The 16939-nt window shown below is 68.9% G+C and carries 18 protein-coding genes; 14 read left to right on the top strand and 4 right to left on the bottom strand.

The features are described from left to right. Positions 1-11 precede the first annotated feature (11 nt). Entirely contained in the window at positions 12-908 is an 897-nt protein-coding gene (locus ABD366_RS29935; protein ID WP_324769245.1) for a PaaX family transcriptional regulator, read from the bottom strand. 4 nt (positions 909-912) lie between these two features. Continuing rightward, positions 913-2604 (bottom strand): AMP-binding protein, encoded by a 1692-nt coding sequence (locus ABD366_RS29930; RefSeq protein WP_411293707.1) that lies wholly within the window; start codon positions 2602-2604, stop codon positions 913-915. Positions 2605-2737: 133 nt separating this feature from the next. Here ABD366_RS29930 and ABD366_RS29925 point away from each other — a divergent pair, with 133 nt between their 5' ends. The 3 genes from ABD366_RS29925 to ABD366_RS29915 are packed head-to-tail and all read left to right on the top strand — an operon-like array spanning position 2738 to position 5224. After that, positions 2738-3913 (top strand): acyl-CoA dehydrogenase family protein, encoded by a 1176-nt coding sequence (locus tag ABD366_RS29925; RefSeq protein WP_324769247.1) that lies wholly within the window; start codon positions 2738-2740, stop codon positions 3911-3913. After that, on the top strand, positions 3910-4329 hold the full coding sequence (locus tag ABD366_RS29920; protein WP_324769248.1) for a RidA family protein: 420 nt from the start codon (positions 3910-3912) through the stop codon (positions 4327-4329). Before ABD366_RS29925 ends, ABD366_RS29920 begins: the two co-directional genes overlap by 4 nt. A 58-nt stretch (positions 4330-4387) precedes the next feature. Next, positions 4388-5224, top strand: coding sequence for an alpha/beta fold hydrolase (locus ABD366_RS29915; RefSeq protein WP_324769249.1), 837 nt, complete (start codon positions 4388-4390; stop codon positions 5222-5224). 12 nt (positions 5225-5236) lie between these two features. On the opposite strand, the gene ABD366_RS29910 is transcribed toward ABD366_RS29915, so the two are convergent. Beyond that, on the bottom strand, positions 5237-6235 hold the full coding sequence (locus ABD366_RS29910; protein ID WP_324769250.1) for a GlxA family transcriptional regulator: 999 nt from the start codon (positions 6233-6235) through the stop codon (positions 5237-5239). Between the two features lie 141 nt (positions 6236-6376). On the opposite strand from ABD366_RS29910, the gene ABD366_RS29905 reads away from it, so the two are divergent. The 3 genes from ABD366_RS29905 (at position 6377) to ABD366_RS29895 (ending at position 8941) form a co-directional block, all read left to right on the top strand. Then, positions 6377-6961 (top strand): isochorismatase family protein, encoded by a 585-nt coding sequence (locus tag ABD366_RS29905; protein WP_324769251.1) that lies wholly within the window; start codon positions 6377-6379, stop codon positions 6959-6961. Beyond that, positions 6961-7674, top strand: coding sequence for a cysteine hydrolase family protein (locus ABD366_RS29900; protein WP_324769252.1), 714 nt, complete (start codon positions 6961-6963; stop codon positions 7672-7674). Before ABD366_RS29905 ends, ABD366_RS29900 begins: the two co-directional genes overlap by 1 nt. 130 nt (positions 7675-7804) lie before the next feature. Next, positions 7805-8941: a hypothetical protein gene (locus ABD366_RS29895; RefSeq protein WP_324773790.1), complete on the top strand. Its 1137-nt coding sequence runs from the start codon at positions 7805-7807 to the stop codon at positions 8939-8941. A 123-nt stretch (positions 8942-9064) separates the two neighbouring features. Here the strand turns inward: ABD366_RS29895 and ABD366_RS29890 are convergent, their stop codons facing one another. After that, positions 9065-10339 (bottom strand): tyrosine-type recombinase/integrase, encoded by a 1275-nt coding sequence (locus ABD366_RS29890; protein ID WP_324773788.1) that lies wholly within the window; start codon positions 10337-10339, stop codon positions 9065-9067. A 207-nt stretch (positions 10340-10546) separates the two neighbouring features. Between ABD366_RS29890 and ABD366_RS29885 the strand changes: the two genes are divergently transcribed. The 8 genes from ABD366_RS29885 (at position 10547) to cutA (ending at position 16900) form a co-directional block, all read left to right on the top strand. Then, positions 10547-10990 (top strand): helix-turn-helix transcriptional regulator, encoded by a 444-nt coding sequence (locus ABD366_RS29885; protein WP_324773787.1) that lies wholly within the window; start codon positions 10547-10549, stop codon positions 10988-10990. Positions 10991-11196: 206 nt separating this feature from the next. Then, entirely contained in the window at positions 11197-12138 is a 942-nt protein-coding gene (locus ABD366_RS29880; protein WP_324773785.1) for a hypothetical protein, read from the top strand. A gap of 66 nt (positions 12139-12204) precedes the next feature. Next, positions 12205-13119, top strand: a complete 915-nt coding sequence (locus ABD366_RS29875; protein WP_324773783.1) for a hypothetical protein — start codon at positions 12205-12207, stop codon at positions 13117-13119. Further along, positions 13119-14144 (top strand): ImmA/IrrE family metallo-endopeptidase, encoded by a 1026-nt coding sequence (locus ABD366_RS29870; RefSeq protein ID WP_324773780.1) that lies wholly within the window; start codon positions 13119-13121, stop codon positions 14142-14144. Before ABD366_RS29875 ends, ABD366_RS29870 begins: the two co-directional genes overlap by 1 nt. A gap of 151 nt (positions 14145-14295) precedes the next feature. After that, positions 14296-15300 carry a nucleotidyltransferase gene (locus tag ABD366_RS29865; RefSeq protein WP_324773779.1) on the top strand — a complete coding sequence of 335 codons (1005 nt, stop codon included), beginning with the start codon at positions 14296-14298 and terminating at the stop codon, positions 15298-15300. Beyond that, the gene (locus tag ABD366_RS29860; protein ID WP_324773777.1) at positions 15285-15830 is read left to right on the top strand and encodes a hypothetical protein; all 546 of its coding nucleotides are present in this window, start codon (positions 15285-15287) and stop codon (positions 15828-15830) included. Before ABD366_RS29865 ends, ABD366_RS29860 begins: the two co-directional genes overlap by 16 nt. Continuing rightward, positions 15782-16351 carry a hypothetical protein gene (locus ABD366_RS29855; protein WP_324773775.1) on the top strand — a complete coding sequence of 190 codons (570 nt, stop codon included), beginning with the start codon at positions 15782-15784 and terminating at the stop codon, positions 16349-16351. The genes ABD366_RS29860 and ABD366_RS29855 overlap by 49 nt, the downstream gene beginning before the upstream one ends. A 222-nt stretch (positions 16352-16573) precedes the next feature. Further along, entirely contained in the window at positions 16574-16900 is a 327-nt protein-coding gene (cutA, locus tag ABD366_RS29850) for a divalent-cation tolerance protein CutA (RefSeq protein WP_004921029.1), read from the top strand. The last annotated feature ends 39 nt before the right edge of the window (positions 16901-16939 follow it).

Genomic DNA, 16939 nt, shown 5'->3' with positions numbered 1-16939 from the left:
GCGCCGGTCCCTTACGAACCGGCGCTCACGAAGCGGGTCCCCGCCTCGTGCAGCCGCTCGTGCAGCGCCCGGAACACCTGCGCGGACCGCACCCCCGGCCAGCCCTCCGGCAGCAGCCGGGCCGGCAGCCCCGGGTCCGCGTAGGGCAGATGCCGCCAGGAGTCCAGGGCCAGGAGATGGTCCCGGTACGCCTCCTGCGCCGGGGTGTCGGCGCGCGTCTCCCAGGCCCGCAGCACCGGCGCGTGCTCGTCGAGGAACGCCTCGTGCAGCTTGGCCAGGGCGCCCAGGTCCCACCAGCGGGCCACCGCCTCGGCCGTCGCCGCGAACCCCAGGTGCTCGCCGCGGAACAGGTCGACGTACCCGGCGCAGCCGATCCGCTCCAGCGTGTGCCGCGCCTCCTCGTACAGCGCCGCGGGGGCGAGCCACACGCCGGGCGCGGCGGTGCCGAACCCGAGACCGGCGAGCGTGGAGCGCAGCACGTGCCGCTTGGCGCGCTGCGACTCGGGCACGGAGAACACGGCGAGCACCCAGCCGCCGTCCGCATCCAGGGCGGTCCCGTCGCCTTCCACGGCCTTGTCACCTTTCACGGCCCCGTCGCCGTCCACAGCCCCGGGCGTCCCGTACACGCGTCGGTCGCCGTCGGCGAGGAGCTGGCGGGCGTCGTCCGACAGCGCGTACCCGGCCGCTCCCGAGGCGCTGCGCGCGGGCACCAGCAGGCCGCGCCGCTTCAGCCGCGACACCGCCGAGCGCACCGAGGGCGCGTCGACCCCGGCGGCGCCGAGCAGCCGGATCAGCTCGGCGACCGGGACGGGCCCGGGGAAGCCGCGCCCGTAGGCGCCGTACAGCGTGACGATGAGGGAGCGCGGGGTGTGGGCCTGCCCGGAGGGCGAGGTCGGCTGCTCGGACACGTGATCACTGTACGGTTCCGGGTTCGCGCAGTCGGAACCGCTGCAGCTTCCCGGTGGCGGTCCGCGGCAGCGAGTCCAGGAACACGATCCGGCGCGGGCACTTGTACGGCACCAGCGCCGCCTTCACGAACTCCCGCAGCGCTTCCGGCTCGCACCGCGCCCCGGCGCGCAGCACCACGTACGCGACGGCGATCTGCCCGCGCGTCTCGTCGGGCCGGCCGACGACCGCGGCCTCCGTCACGTCCGGGTGCCGCAGCAGCGCGTCCTCCACCTCGGGGCCCGCGATGTTGTACCCGGCCGAGATGATCATGTCGTCGGCGCGGGCGACGTACCGGAAGTAGCCGTCGGGCTCGCGGACGTAGGTGTCCCCGGTGACGTTCCACCCGTGGCGCACATACGTCGTCTGCCGCTCGTCGGCGAGATACCGGCAGCCGACCGGACCGCGCACGGCGAGCAACCCCGGCTCCCCGTCCGGGAGTTGAGCCCCTTCGGCGTCGATGATGCGTGCCTGCCAGCCCGGCACCGGAAGCCCCGTGGTGCCCGGTCTGATCGCGCCGTCGGCGGCGGAGAGGAAGATGTGCAGCAGCTCGGTCGCCCCGATGCCGTTGATGACGCGCAGGCCCGTCGCCTCGTGCCAGGCGTGCCAGGTCGCGGCGGGCAGATTCTCCCCGGCGGAGACACAGCGGCGCAGACTGCGCACGTCGTACGTGTCGAAGGACGGCTCCGCGAGCATCGCCCGGTACGCCGTCGGCGCCGTGAACAGGACCGACACACGGTGCGCGGCGATCGCGGGCAACAGGGCGCGCGGGCCCGCCTGTTCCAGCAGCAGCGCCGAGGCGCCCGCACGCAGCGGGAAGATGACGAGCCCGCCGAGCCCGAAGGTGAAGCCCAGTGGCGGACTGCCCGCGAACACGTCGTCCGGCGTCGCCTTCAAAACGTGCCGCGCGAACGTGTCGGCGATGGCGAGCACGTCCCGGTGGAAGTGCATGCACCCCTTGGGCCGCCCGGTCGTCCCCGAGGTGAAGGCGATCAGGGCGACGTCGTCGTCGGCGGTCGCCACGGCCTCGTACGACGACGGTTTGGCGGCGGCAAGGCGCGCCAGGTCGCCAGGGCGGTCGCCGCCGAAGGTGGTGATGCGCAGCTCCGGCACGTCCGCCTTCGCCAGCTCGTCGAGGGACCGTACGTCGCACAGCGCGTGCCGCACCCGCGCGATCTCGCACATCGTGGCCAGCTCGGCCGACCGCTGCTGCGCGAGCACGGTCACGGCGACACCGCCCGCCTTCATCACCGCGAGCCAACAGGCGGCTAGATAGGGCGTGGTGGGGCCGCGCAGCAGCACGCGATTGCCGGGCATCACGCCGAGATCCTCGGTCAGTACATGCGCGATCCGGTCGACCCGCTCTCTCAACTCACCGTACGACCAATGCGGTTCGCCGGGGGAGTGGAAGGCGGGGCGGTCCGGGCCGAATCGCCGCACGGTCGCGTCGAGGAGTTCGGCGCCGCAGTTGAGCCGCTCCGGATAGCGCAGCTCCGGCAGGCCGAAGGAGAGGCGGGGCCACAGGGCCGCGGGCGGCAGATGATCGCGCGCGAACGTGTCGGTGTGGGCTGACGGATGCAGGGACTCTGCGGACTGCGGGGACTGCGGGGACTGCGGGGACTGCGGGGACTCTGCGGGCTGCGGTGGCTGCGGATTCATCGTGGGACGCCCCCTTGCCGTGGCGTGGTCGCGCATCGAGCGTATCGTGATGGTGACGACAGTCAACGGGGCGCGATACGGTTCGGTGCGTCGAGGGGCCGGCCGGCCGCCGTCGTGGGAGGAGCTCCGGCGTATGGGCACATTCTCGCTCGCACCCGACCAACTCGCCTGGTGCGCCGAGCTGCGCGAACTGGCGGAGCAACGACTCGCCCCGCTCGCCGAGAAGGGCGCTCCGGACCGGGTCAACCGCCCTCTCGTCGCCGAACTCGGTCGACTCGGTTTGCTGGCCCGTCTGTTCACTTCGGGTGCACTCGATCTGTGCCTGATGCGCGAATCCCTCGCCCGGGTCTGCACCGAGGCCGAGACGGCCCTCGCTCTACAGGGGCTCGGGGCCCACCCGGTGCACGCGTACGGCACGAGGGAGCAGCGCGAGCGCTGGCTGCCGGAGGTGAGCGCGGGCCGTGCGGTCGCCGCGTTCGCACTGAGCGAGCCGGGTGCGGGCTCCGATGCCGCGGCCCTCGCGCTGTGCGCCGACGAGGACGGTGACGGCTGGCGCCTGAGCGGCGAGAAGTACTGGATCTCGAACGCCCCGGAGGCCGACTTCGCCACCGTCTTCGCCCGGACGGGCCCGGACGCGGGCGCCGCGGGCGTCACCGCGTTCCTCGTCCCCGCCGACCGTCCGGGTCTGAGCGGCGACCACCTCGACATGCTCGCTCCGCACCCCATCGGCTCGCTCGTCCTCGACGGCGTACCGGTGGGGCGGGACGACGTGCTCGGCGAGGTCGGCAGGGGCTTCCGGGTCGCCATGAGCACCCTCAACCTGTTCCGGCCCAGCGTCGGCGCGTTCGCCGTCGGCATGGCGCAGGCGGCCCTCGACGCGACCCTCGTGCACACGGCCGAACGGCAGGCGTTCGGTGGCCCGTTGAAGGAACTCCAGGCCGTCGCCCACCAGGTCGCGGACATGGCGCTGGGCGTCGAGTCGGCCCGCCTCATGGTGTACGCGGCCGCGGCGGCGTACGACGATGGCGCGGACGACGTGCCCCGGCGGGCGGCGATGGCCAAACTCCTCGCGACGGAGACGGCCCAGCAAGTCGTCGACACGGCCGTGCAGTTGCACGGGGCGCGGGCGCTGCGCAGCGGTCACCTCCTGGAACACCTGTACCGCGAGGTGCGGGCACCACGCATCTACGAGGGCGCCACCGAGATCCAACGGGCCATCATCGCGCGCGAGTTGTACAAGAACGGCCCGGACAAGCATGAGAGGCCCTCGGACAAGCACGAGGCGCACCAGAAGGAGGCCACCCGATGAGCCCGACGCCGACGAGCCGGGGTCCCGAGCGGCTGAATCCGCCCGAACTCTCCCCGCCCACCGGCTTCTCGCACGCTGTCGTCGCCACCGGCAGCCGCTTGGTCCTGCTCGCCGGGCAGACGTCCCTGGACGCCGACGGCAAGATCACCGGCACGACGCTGCCGGAACAGTTCGAGCGGGCCCTGGCCAATCTGCTCACGGCCCTGCGGCACGCGGGCGGCACCCCGGCCGACCTCGCGCGCGTCACGGTCTACACGACGGACGTGCCGGACTACCGCGCCCACGTGCGCGAACTCGGCCGTATCTGGCGGGAGTCGGCGGGCCGTGACTATCCGGCGATGGCGGTGATCGGCGTGAGCCGCCTCTGGGACGAACAGGCACTGGTGGAACTGGACGGCACAGCGGTCCTGCCGTGAGGAAGCGGGCGGCCCAGGGGCAGCCGGGACCGGCCGGACAGCCCTTAGGCTCGGCCGCATGACGCAACTGGGCGAACTCTCCGTAGGTCCGATCGCGTACGACGACACGGGCGGCGACGGCACGCCCGTGGTGCTGCTGCACGGGCTCGCCCAGGACGGCACGGTCTGGCGGCACGTCGTGGACGAACTGGGCACGTCCGTACGCTGCATCGTCCCGACCCTCCCGTACGGCAGCCACCGCACACCGCTGCGGCCCGGCGCCGAGCTGTCGCCGCGCACCATGGCCCTGCTCATCGGCGAGTTCGCCGACACCCTGAAGCTGGGCGACGACACCGTGTTCGTCGAGAACGACGCAGGCCGCCTCCAGCAGCTCGTCGCCGAGCGGCCCGAGCGGGTGGGCCGCCTGGTCATCGCGGGCTGCGAGGCGTTCGACAACTACCCGCCGGGCCCGAGCGGCAAGCTCCTCGACGTAGCGTCCCGGATCCCCGGCGGCCTGTCGGTCCTCGCCCGGGTCCTCTCCGTGCGCGCCCTGCGCCGGGTGCCGGGCTCGGGATACGCGGTGATGTCCCACCGCCCCGTCCCGCACGACCTGATCGACCGCTGGGTCGAGCCGCTGCGCACCGACCCGGCGGCCCGCGAAGTCCTGCGGCACTACCTCCGCGCGACGGTGCGGACGGAGATGATGGAGGCGGCCGACGCTCTGCGCGCGTACGACCGGCCGGCCCTCGTCGTCTGGGGCAGGCAGGACAAGATGATGCCGCCCGCCCACGGTCGCCGCCTGGCCGAACTGCTGCCGCAGGGCCGCCTCGTGGAGCTGGACGAGTGCGGCACCCTCATCCCGCTGGACCGGCCGCGCGCCCTCGCGGAGGCGATCAGGGAGTTCGCCGCGGCCTGACAGTCACAAAGATCACCGCACCTGTGGCACCCGGAACCGGCGCCGGTACTCCGTCGGCGTCGTGTTCAGACGCCGGCGGAACGCCCGCACCAGCGTGTCCGTCGTACCGAACCCGCACAGCGTCGCGACCCGCTCCAGGGTGGCGTCGGACGACTCCAGCTCATGGCGGGCCTTCTCCACCCGTACCGACTCGATGTACGCGTGCGGGGTCGTCCCGAGTTCGGTCTTGAACAGACGGGTCAGGTGCCGGTCGCTGACATGGGCGTACGCGGCGAGGTCCACGACGGTGAGCGGTTCGCCGATGTGCCGCAGGATGTGGTGGCGCAGGTCCTCGATGCGCCGCGTCGTGGACACCTGCTCCAGCGGCACGCTGAACTGGCTCTGCCCGCTGGGCCGCTTCAGGTACATCACCAGCTGCCGCGCGACCCGCAGGGCCACCGCCTCGCCCAGATCGTCGGCGATCAGCGCGAGCGAGAGGTCGAGACAGGCACTGATCCCGGCCCCCGTCCAGACGTTGCCCTCGCGGATGAAGATCGGGTCCGCGTCGACCTCGACGGCCGGATGGTCAGCGGCCAACTGCTGCGCGGTGGACCAGTGCGTCGTGGCGCGCTTGCCGTCGAGCAGCCCGGCGGCCGCGAGCAGATGGGCCCCGACGCAGACCGAGGTGATCCGGTGGGTCCGCCCGGCGAGCACCCGTACCCACTCGACCAGTTGGGGATCGACGAGCGGATGGACGCGGCGCTCCTCGTCGAACTCCACCGTGCCGGGCACGATGAGCGTGTCGATGGTGCCCTCGGCGGCCCGCGCGAAGGTGATGTCCGGGAGGATGCGCACCCCCGCCCCGGTGGTGACCGGGTCCAGAGTCTCGGCGGCGAGCAGTACCTGGTAGCCCGCGGCCTCCTCGGTCTCGCGCAGGGCGAGGGAGAACACCTCCGGCGGCCCGGTCACGTCGAGCAGGTCGACGCCCTCGAAGAGCACGATCACGATGAGTCGTCTGACGGTGTCCGGCACGAACGCCCCCTCCACGGTGATGTCGGTATCTGCATGTTAGACGTCATTGCCGACGTCACAGCCGGGTCATAGCGTTACGGACGTGGCCGGGTGACCACCCCGGACCGCGCCTCCCACCCGTACTTCTAAGGCGGTACACGCATGTCCCGAACCACGCTGCGCGAGCTCAACGGCTTCGACGAGACGCCCGCGAAGCTGGCCGGCTCGACGCTGATCCTCATCGACTTCCAGAACACCTACACCCAGGGCGTGATGGAGCTCGACGGCTGGGAGGCGTCCCTCGACGCCGCCGCGCAACTCCTCGCCCGGGCCCGGGAGGCGGGCACCAAGGTCGTCCACGTCATCAACGACGGCGGCGAGGGCACCCCGTACGACATCCGCGCGGAGATCGGTCGGATCCACCCGAAGCTGAAGCCGGCCGACGGCGAGCCCGTCGTCGTCAAGCAGGCCCCGAACGCCTTCGTCGGCACGGACCTCGCCACGCACCTCACCGAGGGCCAGGACGTCGTCATCGCGGGCTGGATGACGCACATGTGCGTGGCGTTCACGGCGCAGGGCGCGTTCCTCAACGGGAACCGGCCGACCGTCGTCGCCGAAGCCACCGCCACCCGCTCGCTGCCGGTCGCGGGCACCGACGTACCCGCCGAACAGGTGCACCGGGCAGCGCTCGCCACCATCGCCGACCTGTACGGCGTCGTCGCCGTGGACCAGAAGGAGATCGTCTGATGAAGCTGCTCCGTACCGCCGCCGCCCTGGGCGCCGCCGCCGTCCTCGCCGCCACCATGACCGCGTGCGGGGGAGACTCCGAGGCCGCCACGCGCACCGGCACGCAGAACAAGCAGGACCGCGACCACGCGAAGAACACGACGACACTGCGCCAGATCATGAAGCTGGACGAGACCCCGGCGAAGCTGTCGAACTCCACGCTGGTCCTCGTCGACTACCAGAACGTCTACACCGACGGCGCGATGGAGCTGACCGGGTGGCGCGCGGCGGTCGACAGCACCAAGGCGCTCCTCGACCGGGCCCGCAAGGCCCACACGCCGGTCGTCCACATCGTCGAGAAGGGCTACGACCTGTCGTCGGAGCCCGGGCAGATCATCCCGGCGCTCGAGCCGGCCAAGGGCGAGACCGTCGTGGAGAAGGCCGTCCCGAACGGCTTTCACGACACGGATCTCGACGCCGTGCTCAAGAAGACCGGCCGCAAGAACGTCATCATCTCCGGCTTCATGACGCACATGTGCACCCTGTTCACCACCGAGGGCGCCGTCTACCACGGCTACGCCCCGACCGTCGTCGGCGACGCCTCCGCCACCCGCCCGCTGCCGGTGAACGGCAACCCCCGGGGCATCCCGGCGAAGCAGGTGCACGAGTCGGCGCTCGCCACGATCCAGGACCGCTTCGGCGTCGTCGTACCGAAGCAGAGCGACATCAAGTGACGTAACGCTTCCCCCAGTTCACCCCTCCCCACTTCCCCCCATTCCCCCCTACCCCCCCCCAAAAAAAAGAGGTTCCCCCCATGCACAAGAACCAGAAACCCGATCCGAGATCCTCAGGGAGAAAACGAAGATGGCTACGCGCAGAGGCTTCATAGGCGGCGCTACCGGCATCAGCACCGCCGCCCTGCTCGGCTCCGCCGCGACCCCGAGCGCCGCGGACACCGGAGCCGCGGCCTCGGAGGCGGCGGCCGCGGTCACCCAGACCCAGGCGCGCGAGTCGCTGTTCGCGGTGAACGCGGGCATGCGGGCCAACTACGCCACGCTGAAAGCCGAGTTGATCAAACACCTGGCCCCGGTGGTCGTCGTCCAGAACGACGCCAAGGGCGGCCGCTTCACCCTCGTGACCAAGGATGGCCAGGAGTCCGCCAACCCCGTCTCGCAGACGTTCGAGCTGGCGAAGTCCATCGCGCACGTCCCGCTCGGCATCTTCTCGGTGATCGCCTCCTACCTGGCGGACAAGATCCCGAACCTGCCCAACGCGAACCGCATCGACGCGCACGACCTGGTGATGGTCGCCTTCAACGACGAGACGTCCACCGCCTGGATCGAGCCGCTCAGGGCCTACGCCGCCAAGCTCACCACCGCGCGCGGCAATCTCGCCGCGGCGAACCTGCCCGCCACGCTGACCGCGTCCTGCGCGGCCGTCATCGACGGCGGCCTGAAGTTCGTCAACGCGTCCATCGCCGCGAAGCACTTCGACATGAAGTCCTTCGAGGACTTCTCCGGCAGCGTCTACCCCGCCATCCGTACCAACATGGAGCACGCCTCGCAGGCCCAGATCAAGGGCGTCCAGGACATCATGAAGACCTGGCGCGCCAAGGTCGGCGAGGCGGCGTGGGCCGACCTCTACTGCGTGGTGCTCTCCCAGTGGACGACCAGCGTCCTCAACCAGAACACCATCATCCTCAAGGACTGCATGAACGCGGCGAAGGTGTCCACGCACCTCATCGACCTGCCCGGCCTCGAGCCGCCGGCGGACCCGGTCTTCACCGCGCTCGACAACCTCGCCCGGATCGTGCAGGACAACATCGCCGCCGAGCTGGTGTTCCCCAAGGACACGACGGTCGCCGACGCCCTCAAGGGCCAGCAGGACCTGCTCTCCGACGAGATCCTCAAGCAGCTCGGCAGCAACACGGTGACGACCCTGTCCGCCCCGACCTACAACACGGTCGCCACCGCTGCCGGGGTGTGCCCGGTCCCGCACTAGGTCCCGGGCACACCCGGCCGGTCAGATGTCCCGGAACTCATGGGCAAAGCTTCTGACCTGTGCAAACAACCCTTCCCGAAGATCGTCTTGCACGGTTGTTGCACAAGCCGAACGGTGCAGGAGTCACGCGGCCCGGGTGTAGGCGCTCCGGACCGCGATGCGGACCTTGGAACCGGCTCCCACGACCCGGTGCACGTACTTACGCAGGGTGAACGCGGGATCGGCGTGTCCGAGTCGGTCCGCGAGCGTGTACACGTCTACACCGCCGCTGATCATCATCGACGCGTACAGGTGTCGGAGCGCGTGCATCATCACGTCGCGGGACTTCTCCCATCGTCGTCCCTTCGCGTCGGATTCAAGGGGCTTGATGAGGCCGGCCGACGCCAGGGCGGGCTTCCAGCGGTAGGAGTTGAACCAATTCGACTGAATGGCGGTCTTCTCCCGGGTGTAAAAGATCAGCCGCACCGTGACCGGGTCGCCGCCCTTGCTGCCCCACGGTCGGGTCACCTCGACCGGCGGGTGCTTCTGCATGTGCTCGCGCAGGGGGATGGCTACGTCGTCGGTCAGCTCAACCCACCGGTCCTTCGGGTCCTCGTTGTCTCCGCCCTTGGGGAGGGCGTATACGAGGAACGAGCCGTCGTGGACTACCTGCCGTTGCACGTGGACCATGGCGCCGTCCGGATGTGCCCAGTCTATATCTTCTGGTGACAGGCCGAATATCTCTCCTTGCCGAAGACCCAGGCCGCGACCACAGTCGACGAGCGCTTTGTATCGGTCGGGAAGTTCGGCACGGATCTTCTCGGTGTCCTCCCATGTCAGGGTCAGCTCTGCCCGGCCGCCACCTCCTCGCTTCGGCTTGGCGTCCTGCACCGATTTGGCGAGGCACGGATTTTTGTGTATAAGGCTGTCGTCCACGGCCAGGTCAAAGACGGCCCGAAGGTTGTCGAAGACCAGGCGCAGTGTGGAACTTTCGAGCAGCCTGCGACGGTCGTGCAGCCAGTCCAGCAAAGATGAGGCGTTCACGTCCTTTACGCGCATCTTCCCCACTGCGGTAGGAACGACGTGCAGGAGAATTCGCTCCTTGTGGCGTCGGTAAGTTCGTGGATTCTTGTGTTCGTGCCCCTTGAGCCACGTAATGGCGAGCTCACCGACCCTGACCTCTCCGGCGCGAGGGTTGATATATGAACCGTCGTCCACTCCGGACCGCATCTTGGTCTCATGCCTGCGGGCTTCGACCTCGGTGCGGAAGAGCTCCGTCTGCTGGACATCTTCCCGGTTACGCCATCGGGCCTGCCACCGCTTCCCCGTCCCGTGATCCCGGGTCGGGACTTTGCCGTGTTCCTTGCAGGTCGACTCCCCGTCTTTCGGGCGCGACTTGTGCCAGCGGTCGTACGGCATCAACTAACTCCTAGTTTCCAATGGGCCTTTGAGTCTATTCGTGGACTCTCCTGAATCAGGGCCATCGTCGACGGCGAGATCGGGTGCCCGTTCAACGAGCCCTAAGTGAATTGGATGTTGATCCAGGCGAGCCGAAGATGTCAAATGCATTCTTGGGGTCTTCGCGACAAACGGTGCAGAGCGGTAGAGAAGATTTCACCTAGGTGAATGCTCGCTGAGGGTTCGGCGAGCCCTCGCCGAACCCTCAGCGAGCATTCACCAATGTTTTTCGAGAGTTCGCAAGAGTTGCAGGCGTTTCGTCGAGAGGGCCTCTGTTTGGTCCGGCCGGAATTTAGTGCAAACGTTCCACGTGCCACCACGGCGGAATACCGCTCACGTGGTTCTTTCCTGCCCGCTTCGAATCGTTCTGGAGTGCCCATGCGTCGAACCAATGCCCATGCGGAAGAAGCCGCCAGTGGCGCGGGGGACCGTTGCCCCTTGGCGAGCGCGGAGGAGCTGGCCGACTTCCTGGGCGTACCTCTAAATACGGTCTACATATGGAATCACCGACACCAGGGTCCGCGAGCCCACAAGGTCGGCCGCTATTTGCGCTACCGCTGGTCGGAGGTAGAGGCATGGCTGGAAGCTCAAACGGTAAATCGAGCGACCTGATCGTCCCTCGGGCAGCGCTGAAAGTCCCTGGGATGGAGAGACAGGGGGATGGCCCGCGGGGAACTGCCATGCATCGCCGTTCGCGGCCGGGCGAGCATTCTCGTGCTGAGCCAACGGCGTGGCGGACCTCCGTCCGCGCCTCGGGAGGTGTATAGGAAGAGGCCAGTGCGGACGGCGCAGTCCGCAGGGTGAGGCCGAGGTGGTCGATGGCGGGCGGGGCGCATGAGGAGCTGGCGCAGTACGGCCAGCTTGGTGATCTGGGTCTTGAGTTGCTCCGACGCGTCGGTCGTCAGGTGGCAAGATCCCAGGGATTCCCACCGCCCGAAGGTCATGCCGCGTGGACGGACGAGGCCGTCGACGAGCTCCTGTTCGAGATGATCAGCAGGAAGGGCGAGAACTTCCTCCTAACCTGCTTTCTGAAGACGGTCGACGACGCTTCCCTGGAGAGGATGTTCTTCACGTCGATCAGGAATTTCCTGATCGACGAAGCCAAACGTACCGAGCGGGGGAAGCTGCGGCGGCGCTTCGCTGCGCGCCTTGGCGCGGACAGCCGGTTTCGCGCGGTGGCTGGTACTTCGCCCCGATGGGCCCTGACCTCTCACCCACCCGGCGCCGTCTGGCAAGGCGATCTAGATGAACTGGTCAAAGCCGCCTGGGAAGTGCGTGGAGTATGGATCACTGCCTGGAACCACTCCGGGCCGACTCCCAGGGAAACCGTGCGCGCCCTGATGGCCGTACTCGCCGGAGTGCTGGAGGCAGCAGGTGGAGCGGTCCGGGAGGAAGAACTGGCCAAGGTTCTTGAAGCCCGCTTCGAGCTGCTCGCCCCTGCCGAGTACACGACGCTGTACGCGGATGATGGCGCGCTCATCGACTCTGCCACCGATCAGGAACACGGGACCGTTCCCGTGGAGGCCGAGACCATAGCCGGGGAAATCTGGGCGGACATGTCCCCGCAGGAGCGGAAACTGCTGTCGTTCCTGGAGGACGATCCGGCGGAAGTCTCCGTCCTGCTTGGACTCGGGCGCCGACAGACGTCCGCGATCATGGATGCGCTGAGTGAGAAGCTCATGCTGGCTCTGACCGCTGCGGGTAGTGATCCCCGAGAGGTAGCCGCAGCGTTGCTGCGCCGCAGCAGTGAACCCCCCTGACGTTCGGCGAGTGACGTCGTTTGTCCATAGTGGGAACAGACCGCTGAAAGGAATGGGGGCCGCCCGATGAGCCAGGCATCGAGCAGCGCATATGAGCGGCTTCGCGCTGCAGCCGCCCAGCTGCATGTTCCCGATGCGGTCCGTACCGTGGCGGGGGCAGCGCCGGGTGATCCCCGACCGGGTCAGATCTGGCGCGCTGTGTGGGAAGGCGTTGTCGAGGTTGTGGCTATCACGGCGGTCGATGACACCACGGTGCACGCCTTGCCGGTCTCCCTGGAGACGCGCTTCAACGACCCCGACACGGTGCTGCTGCCCGCCGAGGCTTCCACCTTGGAGCAGCCGCTTGCCCTGTGGTGCGGTCTGGGCAGGCGTCTTCCGTGGTATGTCCTGGACCGGCAGGTCAGCGAGCTGTCCGTTCCCTTGGAAGCCGACGGCTCACCCGTCCCGGATGCCTCTGGGTACCGCTATGGCAGCCCCCTTCCCAGCCCCGCATCGCAGGCGGCCGAGTTCCGCTCCACCCTCGCCGACACCATGGACGTGCTGGCGACGGCGCGCTGGGCGCCTCGGGGCAGCGGCGGTCTGCCTGCCCTGCTGAAGCAGCGCGGCCTGGGCCCCACCGAACTGATCCATCGCTTGAGCATCAAGCCACCGCGCGCCCTCGCGCTGCTGCGCGCGCAGACACCTCTCACCCCGCCCGAAGCTCACCTCCTCGCACCGACCCTGGGCATGTCTGCGGACGCGATCCTGGCTGCCAATCCGCCGTTGCCCGACCGTTTGCTACACGAGCTGAGTCGCCCCGCCCGTCGCGAACAGATCCGTCGGCTCGCCCATCTCACCGGAACCGCTGAACAGGAAGCCCGCCGACAGGCACTCTTTGCCACGCTCTCACTGGCAGCGCGTCAGGAGCGCCCTGCGGAAACGGACTGGCCTGCTCGGGTAGACCGCTATTTCCAAGTGCACCTAGGCCCGGAGAGCGAGTGATGGACTACCTGCGCCGCGCCGCGGCCCGTACCCAGGCCAAGGCCATGCTCACCGTCCTTCAGCGCGACCACCCCGGCGCTGCCCAGCGGCTGGGCGACGGCGCCCTTGACGAGCTGCGGCAGTGGCCCGGCCTTCAGGTCAGGGACGTACCCGACGATCGTTCTGGCGGCGGCTGCAGTGTCTCCGGTGCCTATTTCGCCGGTACTCCCGCCGTCCTCGCCGTCGCCACCTCTGCCAGCCTGGCCCGCCGCGAGTTCACCGGTCTCCATGAGCTGGGCCACCACCTGCAGCAGACCGTGGTGGACCTGATGGACGTCCTGCTTGCCGAGCCCGACGGTGGCGCCGCCCTGGAGGATGCTGCCTGCGATGCCTTCGCCGCCGACATCCTCCTGCCCGACACACTCACCGATCGCCATATCACTGCCGTCGGCCCCACGGCGGACGCCGCAGTCGCACTGTGGCGGGTGAGCAATGCCTCCCGTATGGCGGCGTGCGTGAAAGCCAGCGAACGTCTCCCAGCTCCCGGTCACATCCTGCTCCTCGACCGCGACGGCATCCTCGCCTTCGGTGCCTCCCACGGCCTGCCCCCACTGCGGCGCGGCAGCGACCAGAGCCAGGTCCCGGTCCTGCGCACGGCCTTGTCGGGCCAGGGACACGCCGAGGGACGTGGCCGGCTTGCCTACCGTGACGGCGCCGTCGCCGGTGAGGAGCTGTACCTGCAGACCGCGGCCATGGACGGCTACGTCCTCGCCGTCGCCGTCACCGACCTCGCGCCGTGGAGGACCTTCGCGCCCTCCGTTCGATACAACGGCCCCGAGGCCGCCAGCTATACCTGCGCACACTGCGGGGAGGACTTCACCTCCTTCGCCCGCGCCTGCGCCCGCTGCGAGTCTGCCCCGTGCCCCGACTGCGACCGCTGCGGCTGCGACCGCAAGGTGTTCGAGCGCCAGTGCACGGCCTGCTTCGTCGTCCATCCGACGGCCATGTTCGACGGCGCCAGCAGCCGCTGCCGCGACTGCGACTGAACTCTTGTCACACCCGTCGCGCTACTGCCGAGTTACGTCGTCTGTCCCCAGTGAAGGCACCCACCCCGGGCGCCTCACCACGTACGGGACCCCGGAGCCGGCACCGGGCACCACGATCTACCCGGCCGGCAGAAACGAGCACGACAGCACGATGAACGACAGCACCAAGAACGCCTTCGATGCCTTCGACGAGGAACTCAACCTCGATGGCCGCGAGCGTAAAAGCGCCCAGAAGCGGCACAACGAGATCACCGAACACCTTGTGAACGCTGGCCTGGCCATCGCCACCTTCCTGCAGGGCAGCTTCGCCCGCAAGACGATGCTCAAGCCGCTCAAGGACGTCGACATGGTCATCCGGATGCATCCGAGCCTGGAGAAGACCCTGCGTCAGCCCGGCGGCCCGGCCCACGCGATGAGCCTCATCCGCGAGGTCATCGCCGAGAAGTACCCCGACGCCCTCTTCGACGTGGATGACGCCCCTGCCCACGCCCTCCAGGTCACCTTCGCCGAGCTGGACTTCACCTTCGACCTGGTCCCCGCGCTCGACGTTGAAGACAGCGAGATCGTCTACATCGCCGACAGAGAGAACGACACCTGGGAGTGGTCCAACACCCGTACGCTCAACCGGATCACCAGCACCCGCAACCAGGCCACCGGCGGACGGTTCGTCCACCAGGTCCGCATGCTGAAGTCGTTCAAGAAGGGCAACCCTGTCCTCGACGACACCTGCGGGCTGCTGTGGGAGGCCTTCGCCTACGCGGCCGTCACCGGCCCGCTTGAGCACTCTCAGGCCCTCGCCACCACCCTGGCTCACGCCGCCCAGGCGGTCACTCACCCGGTGCTCGACCCGACCGGTGTTGACGACCTCACCGCCGAGTGGACGATCGACGAGCGCAATACGTACGCCACCACGCTGGCCGCCACCGCCCGACGGGCGGCCGAGGCGCGACGTCTGGAAGAGGACGGACAGCACGCTGCGGCCATCGAGATCTGGCACACCTTGATCGGAGACCCGTTCCCACAGTCCGAGTCCCAGAACGCTACCGACGTGCTGCGCGCACTGGCGGCCGGCAGCATCACCTCCACCGGACGCGCCGTCGTCTCCCCGCGCGGGCAGCAGCCCGCGCGACCGGCCCGGTCATGGCGTACCCGCTGAAGGCGGTGCTCGCCGACCCCGGCGCAGCCGCCGACCACCTGCTCCACGCGGATACCGTCTACGGCGTGGAGCAGGCGGCTGGCCGCATCGGTCCGGGCGGAGCCGCGCTCCTCGAACTCACCTTGCGCCCGCTGCCCGCCCTGGGACGCGAGAACTACCCCACCGAATGTGTCCGCCTCGTCATCCGACCCGACTACACCGTGCACGCCTTCCCGCTCGACTCGGCCGACCGTGCCTTCAAGCACCGCAACCCGCCGCCGCTAAGGGACTTGTGCCTGCAGTACCCCAGCGATGACGCGGCCCTGCGCTGGATCCCCGAGGACGGCCTGGAAGCGCTGATCACTCTCGTTCACCGACATCTGCTTTACGAAGAGGCTTGGCGCCGCTCCGGCACCTGGCCGGCCGAAGACGCACCACATGGCCAACCCGCCCACGGCACCCACCCGCTGCGTACCGCCGAGACACAACAGGAGGCTCGCCGATGGGCCCGGCACCCTTCACCGCACCAGAAACGGCATCCACATCTGTGATCACGATCCTCGCGCTCGTCCTGGGCTCCTCCGTCGTCGCGGGAGCCCTCGGACACATCCTCACCGGCCTGCGCGCTGGAGCGACCGTCCGCCGAGACCGCTACGCCGCCGCGGTGAAGGTTCTGGTCGCACGTATCGAGTACCCCTACCGGATACGCCGCCGCACCAGCGACGATCCCGAGGTCCTGAGCACGCTCGCAATCACCGGACACGACCTCCAGGAGACCCTCGCAGAGAGCCGCGCCTGGATCGCAACGGAGAGCACGGTACTCAGTGAGGTATTCGACAACTGCCTCACCAACCTCGACGCTGCCTTCAAGCAGGCCTGTTGCGATGCCTGGAACGCCACACCTGTCATCGCCGCCGCCGAGATGAACCTGGGTGGCTTCGGGGTGGGGAACCAACAGCACATCGTCACCACGATGGAGCGCGCCCTTGGCTACCGCTTCGGGCTCCGACGCCTGATCCCTGCGTTTGTACTTCGGCGCCTTTTCAGGCGACTCCAGCTACTCCGGGCCTGATGCGCGATCCGGTTCCCTACGGCTCGCTGGTTTCGCATGAGGGCTGATGAACGATGACTGGCTTGCGTTCCCGTACGCGATCGATCCCGACACATTGAACAACTGATCGTCCGAGCGGTCTGCTGCGCAACGAATCGCCAAGCCCTGCCGGTAACTACCTCCCGCCCGCCTTCATCGGACTAGTGGATAGGGTCGCGGTACCCGAGCTGGAGAGGTAGCCGCATGGACCCCGAGATCGTGATCGCGCAGACGACGAGTGACGACGAGGAGCAGGCGAAGACCCTCGCCAGAGGCGCTGTTGAGAGCAAACTGGCGGCGGGCGTCCACATCGATGCGCCCATCACCGCCTTCTACTGGTGGCAGGGGAAGGTCGAGGCGGCTCAGGAGTGGCGGATCTCCTACATGACGTCGTCGGATCGCCTCCCCGCGCTAGAGGCATGGCTGCACGAGAGGCACCCGTACGACGTCCCCCAGTGGGTCACGCTGCCTGTGACCGGGGGGTCGGAGGCGTACCTGTCCTGGGTCGTCGACGAGACGCGCCCGGGGTAGAGATCTGAACTACAGCGCCTTGCTCTCGCCGAGCCTGTG

It is taken from the genome of Streptomyces kunmingensis, from assembly GCF_039533535.1.
Classification (GTDB): domain Bacteria; phylum Actinomycetota; class Actinomycetes; order Streptomycetales; family Streptomycetaceae; genus Streptomyces; species Streptomyces kunmingensis.
Note: the sequence above shows the minus strand (reverse complement) of the source record. Positions and strands in the feature narration are given on the sequence as shown.

Coding starts and splice junctions, on each gene's coding strand:
- ABD366_RS29930 (WP_411293707.1), bottom strand. CDS start 2,604: ATGAATCCGCAGCCACCGCAGCCCGCAGAGTCCCCGCAGTCCCCGCAG.
- ABD366_RS29925 (WP_324769247.1), top strand. CDS start 2,738: ATGGGCACATTCTCGCTCGCACCCGACCAACTCGCCTGGTGCGCCGAG.
- ABD366_RS29920 (WP_324769248.1), top strand. CDS start 3,910: ATGAGCCCGACGCCGACGAGCCGGGGTCCCGAGCGGCTGAATCCGCCC.
- ABD366_RS29915 (WP_324769249.1), top strand. CDS start 4,388: ATGACGCAACTGGGCGAACTCTCCGTAGGTCCGATCGCGTACGACGAC.
- ABD366_RS29905 (WP_324769251.1), top strand. CDS start 6,377: ATGTCCCGAACCACGCTGCGCGAGCTCAACGGCTTCGACGAGACGCCC.
- ABD366_RS29900 (WP_324769252.1), top strand. CDS start 6,961: ATGAAGCTGCTCCGTACCGCCGCCGCCCTGGGCGCCGCCGCCGTCCTC.
- ABD366_RS29895 (WP_324773790.1), top strand. CDS start 7,805: ATGGCTACGCGCAGAGGCTTCATAGGCGGCGCTACCGGCATCAGCACC.
- ABD366_RS29890 (WP_324773788.1), bottom strand. CDS start 10,339: ATGCCGTACGACCGCTGGCACAAGTCGCGCCCGAAAGACGGGGAGTCG.
- ABD366_RS29885 (WP_324773787.1), top strand. CDS start 10,547: ATGCTCGCTGAGGGTTCGGCGAGCCCTCGCCGAACCCTCAGCGAGCAT.
- ABD366_RS29880 (WP_324773785.1), top strand. CDS start 11,197: ATGGCGGGCGGGGCGCATGAGGAGCTGGCGCAGTACGGCCAGCTTGGT.
- ABD366_RS29875 (WP_324773783.1), top strand. CDS start 12,205: ATGAGCCAGGCATCGAGCAGCGCATATGAGCGGCTTCGCGCTGCAGCC.
- ABD366_RS29870 (WP_324773780.1), top strand. CDS start 13,119: ATGGACTACCTGCGCCGCGCCGCGGCCCGTACCCAGGCCAAGGCCATG.
- ABD366_RS29865 (WP_324773779.1), top strand. CDS start 14,296: ATGAACGACAGCACCAAGAACGCCTTCGATGCCTTCGACGAGGAACTC.
- ABD366_RS29860 (WP_324773777.1), top strand. CDS start 15,285: ATGGCGTACCCGCTGAAGGCGGTGCTCGCCGACCCCGGCGCAGCCGCC.
- ABD366_RS29855 (WP_324773775.1), top strand. CDS start 15,782: ATGGGCCCGGCACCCTTCACCGCACCAGAAACGGCATCCACATCTGTG.
- cutA (WP_004921029.1), top strand. CDS start 16,574: ATGGACCCCGAGATCGTGATCGCGCAGACGACGAGTGACGACGAGGAG.